This is a genomic window from Microbulbifer sp. ALW1 (assembly GCF_009903625.1).
Taxonomy (GTDB): Bacteria; Pseudomonadota; Gammaproteobacteria; order Pseudomonadales; family Cellvibrionaceae; genus Microbulbifer.
Genome location: NZ_CP047569.1, coordinates 2,023,773 through 2,041,537 on the forward strand (window position 1 = coordinate 2,023,773; position 17,765 = coordinate 2,041,537).

The 17,765-nt window shown below is 46.1% G+C and carries 11 protein-coding genes; 5 read left to right on the forward strand and 6 right to left on the reverse strand.

What is annotated here, in order from left to right:
* Positions 1-44 precede the first annotated feature (44 nt).
* The 5 genes from GRX76_RS08290 to GRX76_RS08310 are packed head-to-tail and all read left to right on the forward strand — an operon-like array spanning position 45 to position 4,621.
* On the forward strand, positions 45-1,355 hold the full coding sequence (locus GRX76_RS08290; RefSeq protein WP_160152877.1) for an O-antigen ligase: 1,311 nt from the start codon (positions 45-47) through the stop codon (positions 1,353-1,355).
* Positions 1,342-1,791 carry a DapH/DapD/GlmU-related protein gene (locus tag GRX76_RS19435; protein ID WP_160152878.1) on the forward strand — a complete coding sequence of 150 codons (450 nt, stop codon included), beginning with the start codon at positions 1,342-1,344 and terminating at the stop codon, positions 1,789-1,791. Before GRX76_RS08290 ends, GRX76_RS19435 begins: the two co-directional genes overlap by 14 nt.
* The gene (locus GRX76_RS08300; RefSeq protein WP_160152879.1) at positions 1,775-2,755 is read left to right on the forward strand and encodes a glycosyltransferase family 2 protein; all 981 of its coding nucleotides are present in this window, start codon (positions 1,775-1,777) and stop codon (positions 2,753-2,755) included. The genes GRX76_RS19435 and GRX76_RS08300 overlap by 17 nt, the downstream gene beginning before the upstream one ends.
* Complete coding sequence (locus GRX76_RS08305; RefSeq protein ID WP_160152880.1) at positions 2,752-3,873, forward strand: acyltransferase; 1,122 nt, start codon at positions 2,752-2,754, stop codon at positions 3,871-3,873. Before GRX76_RS08300 ends, GRX76_RS08305 begins: the two co-directional genes overlap by 4 nt.
* Entirely contained in the window at positions 3,857-4,621 is a 765-nt protein-coding gene (locus GRX76_RS08310; protein WP_160152881.1) for an SGNH/GDSL hydrolase family protein, read from the forward strand. Before GRX76_RS08305 ends, GRX76_RS08310 begins: the two co-directional genes overlap by 17 nt.
* An 8-nt stretch (positions 4,622-4,629) precedes the next feature.
* Here GRX76_RS08310 and GRX76_RS08315 read toward each other — a convergent pair whose 3' ends face one another.
* The 6 genes from GRX76_RS08315 to GRX76_RS08340 all read right to left on the reverse strand — a co-directional run bounded on the left by GRX76_RS08315 (position 4,630) and on the right by GRX76_RS08340 (position 17,475).
* The gene (locus GRX76_RS08315; RefSeq protein WP_160152882.1) at positions 4,630-5,598 is read right to left on the reverse strand and encodes a glycosyltransferase family A protein; all 969 of its coding nucleotides are present in this window, start codon (positions 5,596-5,598) and stop codon (positions 4,630-4,632) included.
* The gene (locus GRX76_RS08320) at positions 5,595-7,082 is read right to left on the reverse strand and encodes a lipopolysaccharide biosynthesis protein (RefSeq protein ID WP_160152883.1); all 1,488 of its coding nucleotides are present in this window, start codon (positions 7,080-7,082) and stop codon (positions 5,595-5,597) included. The genes GRX76_RS08315 and GRX76_RS08320 overlap by 4 nt, the downstream gene beginning before the upstream one ends.
* A gap of 70 nt (positions 7,083-7,152) precedes the next feature.
* On the reverse strand, positions 7,153-8,223 hold the full coding sequence (locus tag GRX76_RS08325; protein WP_160152884.1) for a glycosyltransferase: 1,071 nt from the start codon (positions 8,221-8,223) through the stop codon (positions 7,153-7,155).
* Between the two features lie 175 nt (positions 8,224-8,398).
* On the reverse strand, positions 8,399-9,346 hold the full coding sequence (locus GRX76_RS08330; RefSeq protein ID WP_160152885.1) for a sulfotransferase: 948 nt from the start codon (positions 9,344-9,346) through the stop codon (positions 8,399-8,401).
* Positions 9,330-10,229: a hypothetical protein gene (locus GRX76_RS08335; RefSeq protein WP_160152886.1), complete on the reverse strand. Its 900-nt coding sequence runs from the start codon at positions 10,227-10,229 to the stop codon at positions 9,330-9,332. Before GRX76_RS08335 ends, GRX76_RS08330 begins: the two co-directional genes overlap by 17 nt.
* 34 nt (positions 10,230-10,263) lie before the next feature.
* On the reverse strand, positions 10,264-17,475 hold the full coding sequence (locus GRX76_RS08340) for an Ig-like domain-containing protein (protein ID WP_160152887.1): 7,212 nt from the start codon (positions 17,473-17,475) through the stop codon (positions 10,264-10,266).
* Positions 17,476-17,765: the final 290 nt, after the last annotated feature.

Genomic DNA, 17,765 nt, shown 5'->3' on the forward strand with positions numbered 1-17,765 from the left:
GAGCCAGCAAAGTGATAACAGAAAACATTTATAAAAGGTCGGGGATGGATTCTGTTCATAATGAACACTGTCTTTTGGCAAAATTATTTATTATTTCATTATTTATTCCTGGTGAATTCTATCTGAATCTAGGCGGCTTAAGGTTAGAGATGTATCGGGTCATTTTAATGGTCTCTACCTTGAGTAGCTTCCGCTTTGTAACCGGCTCGAGTACTGTCCTGCACCTGGGCGATAAATGTGTAAATGCAGCTATTCTGTGGGCAGTCGCATCCATATTTCTTAATTATGGCGTTGGAAAAGGCATTGAGAAGTCGGGCATACTCTTTATTGAATTGTTTGGAGCTTACTATCTCGCACGGAGAACCTTTGTATCAATAGATAGTATATTGTCGGTTTACAAAGTTTATATCATTTTGGTTTTGGTTATCTTGCCTTTTAGTTTTATTGAATTTATAACGGGAGATAAGTGGATTCATGAAATTGCGTCTTCGATGACTGGCCATAGGCATTTACCTGCGTCTCTATATACCGAAAAATATATTCGGATGGGGATGACGAGATCCGCCAGCGCCTTTTCTCATCCCATTCTAAACGGAATTATATGCGTTACGGTATTGCCAATAGCCTTTTATCGATACCTTAAAGATAAAAAAATAGGATATTTGTTGATAGTATTTTCTCTCGTTTTGGCAGTAGTGACTTCAATTTCCTCCGCGGCATTTTTAGCCCTTGCGATATATCTTGCGGTAATTGTTTTTTTCAAATTAAAGCAAAAGATAGGCGACGGAATGAGGCGGGTTATTTGGTTAGTGGTCGCAGCGGCTATAGTTGTTCAAATGGTCTCCAATCGGGGGCTGGTCAAGTTAGTTATTCAGAACTTGACATTCAATCCCCATACTGGAACGCACAGGTTGCTCATTATTGAGCATCTCAAGGATGACATTCTACGAGCGCCTTTCTTTGGTTCAGGTATTGGCGCTCCCTGGTCCGCACCCTTCTGGATGGGGCAAAGTATCGACAATTTTTGGTGGGCAACCGCATTTTTCTTCGGGATACCATTCCCATTGTTGGTTTCATATTCGGTAATTTACTGCGTTAGAAAAATTCGAGTATCCGCTCATCCTGGAGAGAGTGACTATTTCGCGTTCTCTGTTATTAGTATGTGTTTGGCGTTTTTATTTCTTGGCCTGACGGTACATCTTTTTGGAAAAGCCCAGCCACTATTTTTCTTTGTAATCGGAACAGCTGCTGCGGTGGTGGTATTGCTACAAAAAACTATGGATGTATCACCTTCGAATAATAAAAAAGAACAGGTTCCAGGGCTGATGTGGAGGCGCAACTATGATCTACAATAAAAGTTTTCAGCGATTGATTATCTTCATTCGACATCACTTACTCTCGGTTCGCCGGTGGATCCTTATTAATTTCTATGGAATGAATATCGGTAAAGATGTACGTATATCATTAAAGGCGAACTTGGATAAGCGACATCCGAGAGGTGTGCATATCGGTGATGGTTCTTATGTTGCCTTTCACTCGACAATCCTATGTCATGATATGTCCAGAAATATCTATTGGGATGTTGTTATAGGAAGAAATTGCTTTATCGGAGCTCGCAGCATAATTATGCCCGGCGTGACCATTGGAGATTCTGTTGTTGTTGCTTCTGGCGCGGTGGTAACCAAGAATGTAGAGAGTAATGTCATCGTCGCGGGAAATCCTGCAAAGGTAATTAAAACAGGCATAAAAACGATCAAGTGGGGTAGGTTAGTCAATGAAACAGAAGGTTGAAGATGTCCGATCTACAAAGGTAAGTATCTTGATCGTTTGCTATAACTCTCTTGCTGATATAGGGCAATGTATAGCCAGCGTAACGAATGATATTCAAAAGTATGAACTTGACGCTGAGATGTTACTGGTAGACAACTCAAATGATGGCACTGTTGATTTCGTATCGAAAAGCTATCCGTCAGTGAAGATCATTGAAAACAATACCAACCTGGGATTTGCCGCTGGTAATAACTTACTTGCCAAGTATGCAAAAGGGGATTACTTTCTATTATTGAATCCGGATACGAAGGTTTTTGACGGAGCAATTAGCAACTTACTCTCGATTTCTCAGGAGTATCCCGAGTGCGGTGCCTGGGGCGGAAGTACATATTTTCCCGATGGTAAAAGGGAATACTCTTCTCTGCAAGTTGAACCCACCTTGAAAAGTGAGTTTGTCAACCTCCTGGGATTGTCTCGCTTCTTCTCTGGCCGTGTATCACTGAATAAAACAGACAAGTTGACCCCGGTACTGTCCGGCGCATTTATGATGATTTCAAGGGAGATTTGGAGTCAGCTAGATGGATTTGATACAGGGTATTTTCTGTATAGCGAAGAAGTCGATCTCTGCTTTCGAATTAGAAAAATAACTGATTCAATGTTGTTGATGTCGGATAGAGCAAGTGTGACACATTTTGTAGGGAAGAGCTCTTCTAGTAGTGAGAGGACTCTGTTGATGTACAAGGGTAAAATGCACTATTGCCGGAAGCATTATGGGATAAGTTATAGTTTTTTTTATGGAACATTACTTTGGCTATACGCGCTGTCCCGCTATGTTGCAGGTTGGATGCTACGTCTGACTCCGTCAAAAGGAAGTTCCAGGAACCTCGTGGAGAAGTTCCGTGTGGTGGTGTCAGCGCCTTGGGGATGGTCTGGGGGGTATCGAGAAGCGATTGCTGACTCAACTGATTGTCGGAGTGGGGCGTGAAGGAGCGAAGTATACTTTTGGCAAATGCCTTGTCCGGAAGAGATAATAATCTCAATCTCATCCGATTTGTCGCTGCGACCATGGTTTTGGTTGCACATAGTTTTACCATAGTTACTGGTGACGCATCCCTAGAGCCATTTTCTTCTTCTATCAACAAGTCTATAGGTTCAGTTGCAGTAGATATTTTCTTTATCATCAGCGGGATGTTGATTACGGGAAGCTTGGTTCAAAATCCAAATTACACTCGTTATGCCATTTCCAGGATAATACGGATATTACCTGCACTATTTGTCGCGAATATTTTGACGGTATTGGTTTTAGGTCCGTTATTTACTGGTTACACCCTCATTGAGTACATACTGGAAATAAGCTGGCTGAAGTATCTGATTAAAAATGGTTCTCTGCTTCTGGGAGTGCAGTATCAGCTTTCCGATCTGTTTGCCTCCGCGCCATATCCGGGCGTCGTAAACGGATCGCTTTGGACGCTTCCCTATGAATTGAAAATGTATTTTTTAGTCGCGCTACTATTTTCTGTTTGCTCATTTCTAAATATAAATGAACGTGAAAAGACTTTTCGTTCTTGCGTGTCAGTGGTTGTCCTTTTGAGTCTGGCGTATTTGATTGCCGGAATTATACTTCAGGATTCGATTATCCCTTATTGGAAGGGGGGGCGCCTAGTCTACATGTTCTTTCTGGGCGCGCTGTTTTTCCTGTGGAGAGATAAAATTGTTTTGTCTGGAAAGCTATTTGTCATTTCATTAACGGCTGTTGCTTTAAGTTTCAATTCGCATGAACTGTTTTTATCAGCCTATCTGATATTTCTTCCCTATATTGTTATCTTCTTGGCTTATGTTCCAAAAGGAAGGGTGCGTCGTTTTAACCAGATTGGCGATTTTTCTTACGGTATCTATATTTATGCGTTTCCGATTCAGCAGGCCTTGATCTCAACATGGCAAGATATGTCTGTTTTGGCGATGGTTTTAGGAGCATTTTCAATCACTTTGCTGCTTTCGGTTCTTAGTTGGTATTTTGTCGAAAAGCCAAGTCTTTCAAAAAGAAATGTCATTTATGAAGTGGTAACGAATCGGGTATTTAAAAGCAGTGCAGCTTCTTATTAAACGAGGTTTCATTCAGGTATCAGTTACACTGATTTTTGCTGTACTTGCGCTGGCTGTTCACAAGCTATTGTTGTACAAGCAAATAAGTGAAGAGCGGCTTGCACCACTCGGACCAATGCGTTTTAAAGAATATGGCAGCTCAGGCGATACCGATAACAATATAACTAAGATAGCATTCCTGGGGGATTCGCGTGCGAGCGACTGGGCTGGCTATTTCTCAAAACGTCATGGTGTTGATGTAATCAATCTTGGCATAGATGGACAAACGACAGCACAGGTTCTCTATCGAATAGGATACCAACTTGCAGATTTGGACATTGATATAATTATTATTCAGGTCGGTATAAATGATTTGAAAGTTATTGGCTTCGATCGGTCGCGAACTAACGAAATCATCAATCTTTGCAAAGTAAATATTTCTAAATTGGTGAATTTGGTTAGGAAAACTAATGCCAAAGTGGTGTTGACGACGGTCTTCCCAAGAGGAGATATGAATTTCGCACGTCAGTTCCTCTGGAATGAAGATGTAGATCTGGCAATACTGGAGATAAATGATTTTATCCGAAAGGAGTACGAGGAACGAATCACAGTCGTCGATACATATTCAATTCTGAGGGATTCTGATCTCAGGGTGAATGACGCATATAGTCTGGATTTCTTCCATTTAAATTCCGCAGGATATGATGCCATTGACGCTGATGGAGGCTTTAGGGCTTCATTAACCAAAGATAATACTTTCCCAAATTAGCGTTGGCTCTAACTCATGCCAAACTTTTTCTTTCCCCAGTCGCATAAAAATCTTGGCGATAGTGCATAAATTGCGGGCTTGAGATAAGCAAACCCATGCAGTGCGAAGGCCAAGGAATGTGCGGCTGTTATCCATGCTTCGAAACGTTTCTTTTTCATTACGGACTGATATGCACTTTCCGTGAAGTGACCAGAAAGATTATTATATTTATCTTTCGCCCACCTACTATTGATTCGAAGAAACTCTGGTTCTGACCAGGGCTTTTCTCCTCTTCTTTCTTTTGCCAAGTTCATCACTCGAAGCAGATTTTTCGATTTCTCCACAGGATCTTTTTTTGTCACTGAATCGGTGCGAACTCGATAATGGTATAGACACTTGTCTATAACACTTATGGAGTGCTTTTCAGCAATTCGAAATATGAAATCCACTCCCTGTCCAATTTTAAGCGCAGGGTTAAATAAAAATTTCTTGGCTATTTCCGTCTTGACTATCATGGTGGGGTCATGCGCGGGAAGCTGAAGGCACTTTATATATTCTTCACATTGCCGATCATCTAGTGATTTTACTTTAGGTGCGACAATATTGTCATCTAATATCAGTGCGTGACCCGACAGTAACATAGCCAAGTGAGGCCGCATTTCGAGTTCCTTTACAAGTATTTCAAGGCGATCTGGTGCACTTGAGTCATCAGAATCTTGGATGACAAAATACTTGCCTTTTGCGACTGAAAGTAAATGGTTGAGAGTTGCTGCTTTGCCTCTGTTACTGTGATTGTAAAAAGATACCCTTCTATCTCGCTTGCTGATGGACTGAATTATTTCAGCGGTGCGATCTGTGCTTCCATCATTGCCAATCAAAAATTCAATATTTGTGTATGTCTGGCTTAGGATGCTGTCAATTGCCTGTGTTATATATTCTTCATCATTAAAAGCACTCATAGCGACTGTAACCAGTGGCGCAGAAGACAAGTTATTCATAGTGAATTCCCCCTCCGAGTATTTTTGATAAAGGATACTATTTCAAGAGATTTTCCTTTTCCAAATAAAAGTCTAAAGAGGATCAAAAAGATAACTATCATTTGGATTAAGCTGGCAACTAGTGTGTAGATATCGGTATCACGGCTTGCCTCATGAACTCCGGCCGTAAGTGCCAGTGATAAGGAGGAGCAGAGAAGAATTTTTGCAGTTGTTTTGAAGAAATCGATTTTTGCAAAGTTCACAAACTTTGAAACGTAAAACACGATTATGAAAAACATGAAAGTGCTCACTGCAAATTGAGCTATAGCGATTCCAATTCCACCCCAGCGCAACCCAATGAAGCAGGCGATAATATTTGCTGCCAGTGAAAGACTGGCAAGTTTTGCCAGCTTTTCGGGTTGTCCTGTTGCAAGTAAACACCAACTGATACACAAGCCTAGTGCGGTAGTTATACTTGCTAGCGCCAAAATCGAAAAAATATTCGCTGATGGGAGCCACTGGTCCCCCAAAACTATGGTAATCAGCGGTTGTGCCCAGTAAGACGCCCACAGCATTATGGGGATAACAATGATACCGAGACCTACAGTAACATTACACAGTGGCTCGGTAAGCGCTCGACCAGAGTGATTTAATTGGCTGTAATATGGAATTACGGCACCTGCTACAGGGGTCATGACCTGTAAGAATGGCAACATCATAATGCTATATGCCATATTGTAGAAGCCGACTTCCTGAGTGCCATAAGCCCAACCCAGTAGTACTTTATCAATATTTTTGGAAATAACATTTATCGTCTGTGAAAAAATAACGAAGAAACCGAATGTCAAAATTGTTTTACTCAGTTTGACTTTTAGTTTTGGCCTTTTGGGTACCCAGCCGGTTAACTTCCAGATCACTGTGGCGTGGGCAAGATGACGTGTAAGCGGTATTGATACCAAAGCCCAATATTCTGCTCCACGCAAAGCAAGAAGAATTCCCACAAGGAGACTAAACCCTGCGCCAGCGATCTCCGCGATAGCGTAATAATCTTGACGAAAACACCGCTTTACCAGTGCGTTATGCTGATTATTAAATATTGTCAAAAGAACCGTCGCGGCTAAAACTTGGACGATTGTGCTAATTCTTTCCTCATCATAAAAAAAGGCTACTGCAGGTGACAACAGAATCAGAAGTCCAAAAATGAATGTTGCTGAAATTGCTCCTAGCCAAAACGCGTGGTTCAGTTCTTCTTCTTCGATGGTTTTTCTTTGTAGGGTATAGTTGCTTATTCCGGAGTCAGAGAATATTGTAACGAATGCGATAAGTGGGGCCACCATAGCTACCAGGCCAAAGTCATCAGGTGTAAGTAGTCTCCCAAGAACTACCGCTGATACTATACTTGCTACAAGTCTGGCTGCCCCCGAGGCCATCGTAATCACGGCACTTTTGGCGACTCTGTGACCATCTGCATTTTCGCCTTCAATGGCCCAGGAAGGAATCGACATAATAAAATGTTACCAACAAATTTTAGTGAAAAGTTATTTTAAATGTTACCAGAGAATATTTGATCACAAATTACTGACAAAGGTCATAGGCGTTAGCAGTTTGCTTTGCAATCTTTTCCCAATTTAATCCTTCTGCTTCTGTATAATTATATTCCCCCATTTTTTCCAGCATGCTTGTGCTTTTCAGTAATGTGCTATGAAGTGCCCGGTATAGTCCATCATCCTGTTCGCTGCTAAATGTTGTTCCACCTTCTGGATGCATTGTTTCTCGCATACAACCTTTATCCACAATGATGCAGGGTTTACCAAATGACATGGCGAGAATGACAGCGCCTGATGTCAAAATGTCTCGGTATGGAAAGACAACTGCGTCGGAGGCATGAAAGTAAACTTGAACGTCCTCTTCTGGAACATATGAAAATACCGTTTGGATCCGCGTATCCTCTTTGGCTGAGTCCTCTATTTCTTTTTTTAATTGTTTGCTGTCTGGCTTTCCAACGATAAGAAGACGTGCATTTTCAAAATTTATTTTCTTGAATTCTTTGATAAGTATGTCAATACCTTTATACGGCTTTATATTTCCAAAAAAAAGGAGAATCTTTTCGTTGCTGTATCCTAGCCGTTCTCTGGCATCTTTCTTGGTGACCGTGCGAGGGTAGACATTGATGTAGCTTCCGTGCGGTATACATTTCATTTTATTCAAATGGTCTGAACCAAATTCGGCTTCAAACGCGTTTTTCGCTCCGTATGTATGAACGATCACGCGATTACAGATTCTGGCTATATTGAGCACAAATTCTTTTTCGAAACCGTGATTTTCGGAGTCATGTGAATAAAGGTTATGCAGGGTCCATACCACCTGGACGCCAAATAGTCTGAGCACCAAGAGCCTGGCGCAAAATATCCACATTCTGAGTTTTGCGAATCTTTTATTCTGGAGGACTGGAAGCCAATGTAAATGAATAACTTTTATTCGATTAATTAATGTCAGGAATACGCGGAGCTTGTACTGCTTTATAACGCCAATTCCTTGCTTTGAAAGTGCGCTTGACAGCATTTCCTGGTAGGGGTTTTCTTCAAAATATGGAAGAAAAGCTACTCTAGTTTCCCGTTCTATATGTTGATTCGCGATTATATCCACCTTGAATCTCTCCTTGGTTCATATTGTTCCGGTGGTTCACAGTCCAAATCCGGATTTGTTGGTGGAGTTCACTTTTAGCCAGCTTGCTGTTGTTACCTTTATCTCTACAGATGATTGACCGAACGTTATCGCTTGATATTACATCCATTTTTCAAGTGAAAATCAAAAGCGGTAGCTAGTTATTTAATGCTTCGACTTCTTTTTGCATTTTACTAAGGTCCAGATTTTCTAGCAGGGTTTTGCCATTGCCTATGGATTCTATTTTTCCACGTTTGCTTGATTCCTGGACGGAGCCAACTGACTCTTTATTGTGAATCCCAAGGAACTCGATCATCTTTGGAATGATATTCCCGGGCGTGCTTACGAGATTTTCGTAGCTAAGTTCAAAAAACTTGTCTCTCGGTACTGTATTTTTTAAACTTTGAATTGCATCATTGTGGCGCTTCCAGACCCACAGACATCTATGGCTGTCGTGAGTATCGTAATATTCTTCTTGTCGTTCTTTTTCAATATAGAAATGCGGGTAGGGGCCGTAAAGATATCCTCCTGGTTCCCGCTTTCCTGAATTTTCAGAAGATTTTAAATGCCATGGTTTGTTAAGTAGAGAAGATGCGACATCTGTACCGTCTCTAGTGATAATAATGAATTTTGAGTTTGGATATATTTTTAAAAGCTCATTGTATACGAAAGTGTGATTCGGGTTCTTTTCAACGATTTGGCGGCCAGTGCCTGGTGCGAAAAAAAGTAGTGTACGAAAAACAAGTTTGTACAATATTTTCGTTGAAGATGTTAGTGGCGAGTTGGTATATAGATTTCTGGCCAGGTACTTTAGTAATGGAGGTTCAAAGTAATAAGAAACTTCGGGAAGTTCCTCGAGTAATTCTCCGAGGTATGTGGTTCCTGATCGAGGGCTTCCGAGAATGAATATCGGATCTGGTAAGGAAGAGAATGCAGCTATTCTCGTTTTTATTCCCGACAGGAATGCGGGTATCACACGTCTCTGTGTACGAGCAAATCGTAAAGTGTAGTACCAGTATCCGAGTAGCTGTTTCCCGTGAAAATCTTTCACAATAATACAGCTTCGATCGGACTCTCTATTGTACATCTCAGTTGCTTCCTGCATAACTTCCGGTCCAGTTCAAAATATGATTGAAAAAATCTCTCATATTCGTATCGCTGATTTCCTCATTTTTGTTTAATGAGTAGAAAGGCCTGTTGTGGTGAGTCGGCTTGTAGTCTATTTTACGTGCAGCGCCGTTATCTGAGATGAATAAAATACGGTCGTATACGCCACGGGCTTTTTCTATGATTTCACCTGCGAATTTATCAATTCGATGATAAGCCTTTTCTACTTCATCTATTTGGTCTTCTTCGTGATAAGACAAATAGAGGTGTTGCGTTGAGTCGAGGTATTGAAACTGCGCCATAAGAAGGTTTTTGGGTGGACCATCCAGTGCCTCCATTAGCCTTTTCTTTCGCCAGTAAAAATGTTTTTCACGTAGATCAAGCGCTGCTTCAACACCCATTTCAGGGTATTTCCTTGGATCGAGAATATTTCGGTCGAGCGCCCAGGTTGGCTCTGGGTTGTATGAAGGTACATAGACTGCCTGGCTGTTTTCCACAAGATCAAATAGTGTAGGGCAGGTTAGGTCATCCTTGAGAAATTCTCGGGCAATTGTTGTTACTCTTTCTCCCAGTAGAGTGTACAGGGCGTTACGTCTCGCTCTACCTCTTTTAATGTTCTTGAATAATGTGTTTTCAGCCCAGTTTGAAATCGGGCCGTGATATATATATTTTACTTTTTTTCGTTCGTTTACACCGTTTTCTTCCCAGGTTTTTCCGGTGATTAACTGGGCAGTAATTTGAGTCGCTACATCTCTGTCTTGCCACAGATTATCAACACTGACTTTCCCCCAATGTGCTTGCTTTAAATTTGGGCAATCGAACTTGGAAAGGTAATGGTGATCGGCACCACCAAAGATTATTACCAGTAGTCGTGAGTTCATTAAAATATCCTGATACTTTAATTATTTAAATCTGTCATGGAAGATAGTAGGTACTTAACGTCGCGGAGAGTGTCGCCATCTCTTGTTCTGTCAGGGCGTGATCATAGATATAGATTGCCGCTACCTGCATATCCAATGTCGGCGAACCATCTATTTCAGCCCCGAGTACCATACGATCTACTAAGGTATTGAATCCATTGTTACCTGTGGCAATGACATTGCCATTCAGGTAATGCGTCATTGTGTTACCTGAAATGGTCGCAGCTTGAATCATCCAACCAGCTCCGGTACCCGCGATATCTGTCTTTTGGTCTGCGCACCAGCGTTGAACAAACAGGTTGCCGGTGTTGGTAACGCCGAGGCCGAATGTATTACCACAGGCATTATCCCCATAGGCAAAGCCCCCGTAGCCTAGACTCCGGTAGTTGGCGACCATGATCACAGTTCGGTCGGCGGCTCCGGCAGGTAGATTGTTCAAGTCTGCGGAGCGACGCAGCTCGTCGCCCGTGCCGTCAAAGCTGATTACGGCGTGACCGTTCAGCCCCTCCTGCTCCCACTGGGGATCTCCGGAGACCTCGTTCAGGTCATTTCCCTGGCCTGAAAGGTCTTGCCAAAGCGTTACCGTACCGGCGGTGGCTGCGACACCCTCGTCGGCCTCCAGTCGCAGTACCAGGCCAGATGCTGGAACCGCAGGGCCATTGCCTGTCACCGTTACGGTAACCGTGGCTTCGTTTGAAGCCAGCCCCGTCAGGTCGTAAACCCGGTAGGTGAAACTGTCGGACCCGACTGCCACCTGATCGTGGGTGTAAGTCACCACACCTTGTGCATCGACCTGCACACTGCCCAGGCTCGGCTGGGAAAGGATCTCGACACTGGTGATATCCAGATCATCATTGGAATCCGTGTCGTTCTCCAGAACCGTGATCGTGACAGACTCTCCGGAGGGGAGGGTTGCAGTATCGCTCACGGCAACTGGTGCCTCGGGAACACCATTGTTTTCTACCATGAAATTCACGGTATCGACGGCATCTTCGGTAACCAGTGGCTGGTGGGCAGCATTGACCAGCTGCGCTGTGAGGGTGTGGGTACCGGCTTCGACACCGCTGAAGGTAAACGTACCTGTTAAGTCAGTGATGGTATTGTGACCTACGCCGTTGAGACTCAAGTGCAGGTGGTCAAAGTCCGTACCCGACACCGTATAGTTCACAACGACATCGGTCGAATTTATGGTCTCCCCGACGGAGGGTGAGGTGATACTGACCATGGCATCGGGCGTTAGCACACCGATCGATACCGTTGCGGCGTTGGAAGTGTTGCCCGCATCATCTTCAACGGTGTAGCTGAAACTGTCCGTGCTTGTCGAAGCTCCGCCGTGGCGGTAAGTAATTTGTCCGGTTTCGGTATCAACTTCTACGATGCCGAAGGAAGGCTGGGTGGCAACGGCGACGGTATTCGCTACCAGGCTGCCGTCGGTATCACTGTCGTTAGCCAGTACATCAATCAGAATCTCACTACCCTGGATGACATCGGTGATGTCATTCTGGGCAATGGGTGGCTCTCCGATCAGTGACTGTGTCAGGAAGTGCCCGGTCAATTCCTCGCTCAGGCTGCTGATTTCCTGAGGCGTCAGTGCATGGTCATAGATGTAGATGGCCGCGACCTGCATATCCAGTGTTGGTGAGCCATCAATCTCCGCCCCGAGTACCATGCGATCGACCAGGGTATCAAAACGGTTGGCTCCAGTGGCGATGACATTGCCATTGAGGTAATGCGTCATCGTATTCCCTGAAACGGTAGCAGCCTGGATTATCCAGCCGGATCCCGTACCCGCAATTTCCGTCTTGTGGTCCGCGCACCAGCTCTGGACAAACAGGTTACCGGTGTTGGTAACGCCGAGGCCGAATGTATTACCACAGGCGTTATCCCCATAGGCAAAGCCCCCGTAACCTACACTCCGGTAGTTGGCGACCATGATCACAGTTCGGTCGGCGGCTCCGGCAGGTAGATTGTTCAAGTCTGCGGAGCGACGCAGCTCGTCGCCCGTGCCGTCAAAGCTGATTACGGCGTGACCGTTCAGCCCCTCCTGCTCCCACTGGGGATCTCCGGAGACCTCGTTCAGGTCATTTCCCTGGCCTGAAAGGTCTTGCCAAAGCGTTACCGTACCGGCGGTGGCTGCGACACCCTCGTCGGCCTCCAGTCGCAGTACCAGGCCAGATGCTGGAACCGCAGGGCCATTGCCTGTCACCGTTACGGTAACCGTGGCTTCGTTTGAAGCCAGCCCCGTCAGGTCGTAAACCCGGTAGGTGAAACTGTCGGACCCGACTGCCACCTGATCGTGGGTGTAAGTCACCACACCTTGTGCATCGACCTGCACACTGCCCAGGCTCGGCTGGGAAAGGATCTCGACACTGGTGATATCCAGATCATCATTGGAATCCGTGTCGTTCTCCAGAACCGTGATCGCGACAGACTCTCCGGAGGGGAGGGTTGCAGTATCGCTCACGGCAACTGGTGCCTCGGGAACACCATTGTTTTCTACCATGAAATTCACGGTATCGACGGCATCTTCGGTAACCAGTGGCTGGTGGGCAGCATTGACCAGCTGCGCTGTGAGGGTGTGGGTACCGGCTTCGACACCGCTAAAGGTAAACGTACCTGTTAAGTCTGTGATGGTATTGTGACCTACGCCGTTGAGACTCAAGTGCAGGTGGTCAAAGTCCGCACCCGACACCGTATAGTTCACAACGACATCGGTCGAATTTATGGTCTCCCCGACGGAGGGTGAGGTGATACTGACCATGGCATCGGGCGTTAGCACACCGATCGATACCGTTGCGGCGTTGGAAGTGTTGCCCGCATCATCTTCAACGGTGTAGCTGAAACTGTCCGTGCTTGTCGAAGCTCCGCCGTGGCGGTAAGTAATTTGTCCGGTTTCGGTATCAACTTCTACGATGCCGAAGGAAGGCTGGGTGGCAACGGCGACGGTATTCGCTACCAGGCTGCCGTCGGTATCACTGTCGTTAGCCAGTACATCAATCAGAATCTCACTACCCTGGATGACATCGGTGATGTCATTCTGGGCAATGGGTGGCTCTCCGATCAGTGGCTGTGTCAGGAAGTGCCCGGTCAATTCCTCGCTCAGGCTGCTGATTTCCTGAGGCGTCAGTGCATGGTCATAGATGTAGATGGCCGCGACCTGCATATCCAGCGTTGGTGAGCCATCAATCTCCGCCCCGAGTACCATGCGATCGACCAGGGTATTGAATCCGTTGTTACCGGTGGCGATGACGTTACCGTTCAGATAATGCGTCATCGTATCGGCTGACACCGTCACAGCCTGGATTATCCAGCCGGACCCCGTACCCGCAATTTCCGTCTTTTGGTCCGCACACCAGCGTTGGACAAACAAGTTGCCGGTATTGGTAACACCAAGGCCGAATGCATTGCCGCAGGCATTATCTCCATAAGCAAAGCCCCCGTAGCCTAGACTCCGGTAGTTGGCGACCATGATCAGGGTTCGGTCTGCAGCCCCTGCCGGCAAATTGTTGAAATTGGTGGAGCGACGCAGCTCGTCGCCCGTGCCGTCAAAGCTGATTACGGCGTGACCGTTCAGCCCCTCCTGCTCCCACTGGGGATCTCCGGAGACCTCGTTCAGGTCATTTCCCTGGCCTGAAAGGTCTTGCCAAAGCGTTACCGTACCGGCGGTGGCTGCGACACCCTCGTCGGCCTCCAGTCGCAGTACCAGGCCAGATGCTGGAACCGCTGGACCATTGCCTGTCACCGTTACGGTAACCGTGGCTTCGTTTGAAGCCAGCCCCGTCAGGTCATAAACCCGGTAGGTGAAACTGTCGGACCCGACTGCCACCTGATCGTGGGTGTAGGTCACCACGCCCTGTGCGTCGATCTGTACACTGCCTAGGGTTGGTTGGGAAAGGATCTCAACGCTGGTGATATCCAGATTAGCATTGGAATCCGTGTCATTCTCCAGAACCATGATCGCGACGGACTCCCCGATGGAGAGGGCTGCGTTGTCATCTTCGGCAACTGGAGCATGGGGGATACCATCGTTCTCCACGGTAATAGTTACAGTATCTGACGTATTAGTGGCGACAATGGACTGATGTGTGGCATTGACCAGCCGTGCTGTCAGAGTATGTGAGCCGGCGTCTACATCAGTGAAGGTGTAGGTCGAGGAGGAAGCGGCCAGATCAATTCCGGGCTGTCCGTCTAGCGAGATTTCGATATGGTCAAAGTCGCTACCTTCGACGGAAAAATCAACAATAACTTGGGTATCGTTGATCGTTTGGCCCTCTAGAGGCGATGTGATTCCAATACTGGCTTGTGATTCCGAAATAGCGAGGCTTACTGTGGCACTGTTCGAAGCAAGGTACTGATCATCACTAACCGTGTACTCGAAACTGTCTTGAAAGTTTGCCGTTCCATCGTGACTATAGCTAATCGTGCCTTCAATATAGTTAACGGAGGTTGTCCCGAATTGAGGCTGTCGTGTAACGTCAATACTGCTGGGTAATAGTGCAGAGTCCGCGTCGCTATCGTTACTTAATACATCAATAACAACGGTGCCTCCTTGCACGAGATTGGCGTAATCATCTGCTGCGACCGGGGCGGCTCCGTCGCTTACTAAAAAGTAGTTATTGTTTATATGGCCATGAGCGTTGCCTAGTTCGAAATCCGACAACGCCCGATCATAGATATAGATACCGGCGACAGCCATATCGACGTAAGGATTGCCGTCGATCTCAGAACCAACGACGATCTTACTTAGAGAAGTATTGAATTCATGTGTTCCTGAATCAATTTCAACGCCATCTACAAAGTGCCTATAAACATTGTCCTTCAGAACAACTGAGTGAGTGAACCAGCCACCACCGGAGGCATGTGAGCTTGAAGTGAAGTCATTACACCATCCCTGTAGGACGAGATCACCACTTGAATCCACCACTAACCCGAATGTGTTGCCGCATCCTTTGTCACCGTAAGAAATGCCTCCCATACCAACGCCGAAATAGTTAACGATGGCAATGACCGTTCTATCGGCGTTGCCGGACGGTAGGCCAGAAATATTGGATATGCGAGTCATCGCATCGGACGCACCATCAAAAACTACTGCATTGTGCTGGTTCAGTGCGTTCTCCTGGAGAACCGGACTACCAGTGGCCGTCAAATGATTTCCCTGGCCAGATTGATCAAGCCAGTCGGTTACTACTCCATCAGTGGTTTGAACGCCGATATCTCCGGAAAGGCTGAACACCAATCCGTCGCTCGGAAATGAACCGCAACTACCTACTGCCTGGAATTCCGCTTGAAGAGTTGTATCAGAGTCTGGCACCAGAAAATTGTAGGTAGTGCCTTTCCCGTTGCTCCAAGACACAAACTCATACGCTACATCGCCAATACAATGGGTTGTGGGCACTGAGATCACATGATTGAAATCGATGACTGAGTCGTAAACAAAGGGTGCAGAACTCTGCACGCCATCAATAAATATCGGCATTCCTGCGGGAATAGACTCGAATGTCAGGTCGACCTTGTCAGGGTAAACCGATACCTGACGGCTTGTGGATAACCCATCTTGATCTGTAACTTTAAGCTTCAGTCTATAACCGGTAGTGTCGTGATAATCATGCCCTTTGGTGTTGATTTCCAACTGGCCGCTCGCAGCGGTGTAGCCGGAAAGAACAGGATGTGTATGAGCATTGTGAAGGAAGTCGATGTTCCATTCGAAAGACTCATCGACAAGTATCCCATCACTGTCGTATGCCGAACCAGAAAAATGAATTGTATCGCCGGCCCTAAAAAGCATCCCGTCACTGGGGGAGTCAATGGTGATTTCAGGCTTCAATCCGACCTGCACACTGAACGGAGAAGAAATTACAGATCTGTCGCCATCCGAGACATCCAGATAAACGTTGTAGGAACCATTTTGTTCGTACGTATATTGTGCTGACGCACCGCTTACGGTTTCCCCGTTACCGAGGTGCCAGGTATACGTAAGAGGATCATCTTCCAAATCTGTGGCGACAGCAGTGAAAGTTACGGTAAGCGGCGAATTACCTTCGCTTGGTGATATATCTATACTGTCGATCGCGGGGGCCTGGTTGCCAGAGCTATAAGTGATTCTACTTACGGAGCCCAAATAATAATCGACATAATAAAGTGCGCCGTCCGCACCAAGAATGACGTGTACTGGCGCGATAACACCATCGTTGCGGCTGGCAAAATCGAAGTCTCCAGTGACGTTCCCCTGCGGGTCGACTGCCAGGTAGCGGATGAATCCTTGCGCATAGTCGGCAAAGAAAAATACTTCATTGTATAAAGATGGGTAGAGATCGCCTCTGTAAACGGTTCCTGCGGTTACCGCACCTCCACTGGGAGTCGTTCCACTGTGGGAATAGCTGTAGATTGGTGGATCATAGGTATCATCTTCGCACACGCCTTCACAATAGGGCCATCCATAGTTGGCACCAGCCCGCCCCAAGTGAATATCTTCCCGCGCAGTTTCTTGTAAATTCCCACCAACTTCACTGATATAAAGGCGCTGCTTGACCAGGTCCCAGTGGGCCCGGTAGGGATTTCTCAATCCATATGCCCAGATCTCATCAAGATTACCTCCCACCCCATCTGCGAAAGGGTTGTCGGAGGGGGAGGAGCCATCCTTGTTTATCCTGATGATTTTTCCGCCAGCCCGGGTCAAATCCTGAGACTGAGGACCATCGAATTCCTCGCCAGTAGTGAGATAAAGCTTTCCGTCTGGACCGAACTGGAGGCCGCCGCCGTAATGGCAGCAGTCATTAATGTTCTCGTTGTCTTGCCATATTACCTGTTCACTCGCGAGGTCAGCGGAATTCCCCTGATGCGTGAAACGAGAAATCCGAAATCTCCTAGAGGGCGAGTGAGAATAAAAAACATAAATACTACCGGATGTTTCAAAGTCGGGATCTATGGCAATTGAGGTCAGACCTCGTTCCGAAGCGCTGTCAACGTCTGGAAGTGTCAGGTAAGGGGAGGGCTGAGCAGGCGTGCTGCTTGGATCAAAGATATAGATGGTGCCTAACTTGGAAAGCACCAGCATGCGCTGGTCTGGAAGCTGAGTCAGATATACCGGTTGATCGACACCAGAAAGGACGAGTTCTTTTTGAAATCCTTCCGGTAGTGCTGCCGCTATGGGAGAAGCCAGGCTAAGTGCAAGGCATACGATTCCGGGAAGAGCTTTGATTAACTTCACTAGACCTACAGGATTAGATCTACCGGGCTTTAGATTTCGGTTAAATGGCATATTCGACGTGGTACTCTGTGCGTAGATCCAGAAAGTATTCCAGTTCAATGCGTAATATGACGATCTGAGCTGCATTATGAGAAGAGATAGCTAGCCCAGTCTGGGAATAACTTTCGCCTTTTACTTCTTTATATAGAGTACACACGTGCCACTAGTGTTGGCATTGGCCCATTCGGGTAGTGTGATAAGCATTGAATAAAGCTCGTTTTTTTGAATCTATCTGTACAGTCTATGGTGAC

Coding starts and splice junctions, on each gene's coding strand:
- GRX76_RS08290 (WP_160152877.1), top strand. CDS start 45: ATGGATTCTGTTCATAATGAACACTGTCTTTTGGCAAAATTATTTATT.
- GRX76_RS19435 (WP_160152878.1), top strand. CDS start 1,342: ATGATCTACAATAAAAGTTTTCAGCGATTGATTATCTTCATTCGACAT.
- GRX76_RS08320 (WP_160152883.1), bottom strand. CDS start 7,082: ATGTCGATTCCTTCCTGGGCCATTGAAGGCGAAAATGCAGATGGTCAC.
- GRX76_RS08330 (WP_160152885.1), bottom strand. CDS start 9,346: ATGCAGGAAGCAACTGAGATGTACAATAGAGAGTCCGATCGAAGCTGT.
- GRX76_RS08315 (WP_160152882.1), bottom strand. CDS start 5,598: ATGAATAACTTGTCTTCTGCGCCACTGGTTACAGTCGCTATGAGTGCT.
- GRX76_RS08300 (WP_160152879.1), top strand. CDS start 1,775: ATGAAACAGAAGGTTGAAGATGTCCGATCTACAAAGGTAAGTATCTTG.
- GRX76_RS08335 (WP_160152886.1), bottom strand. CDS start 10,229: ATGAACTCACGACTACTGGTAATAATCTTTGGTGGTGCCGATCACCAT.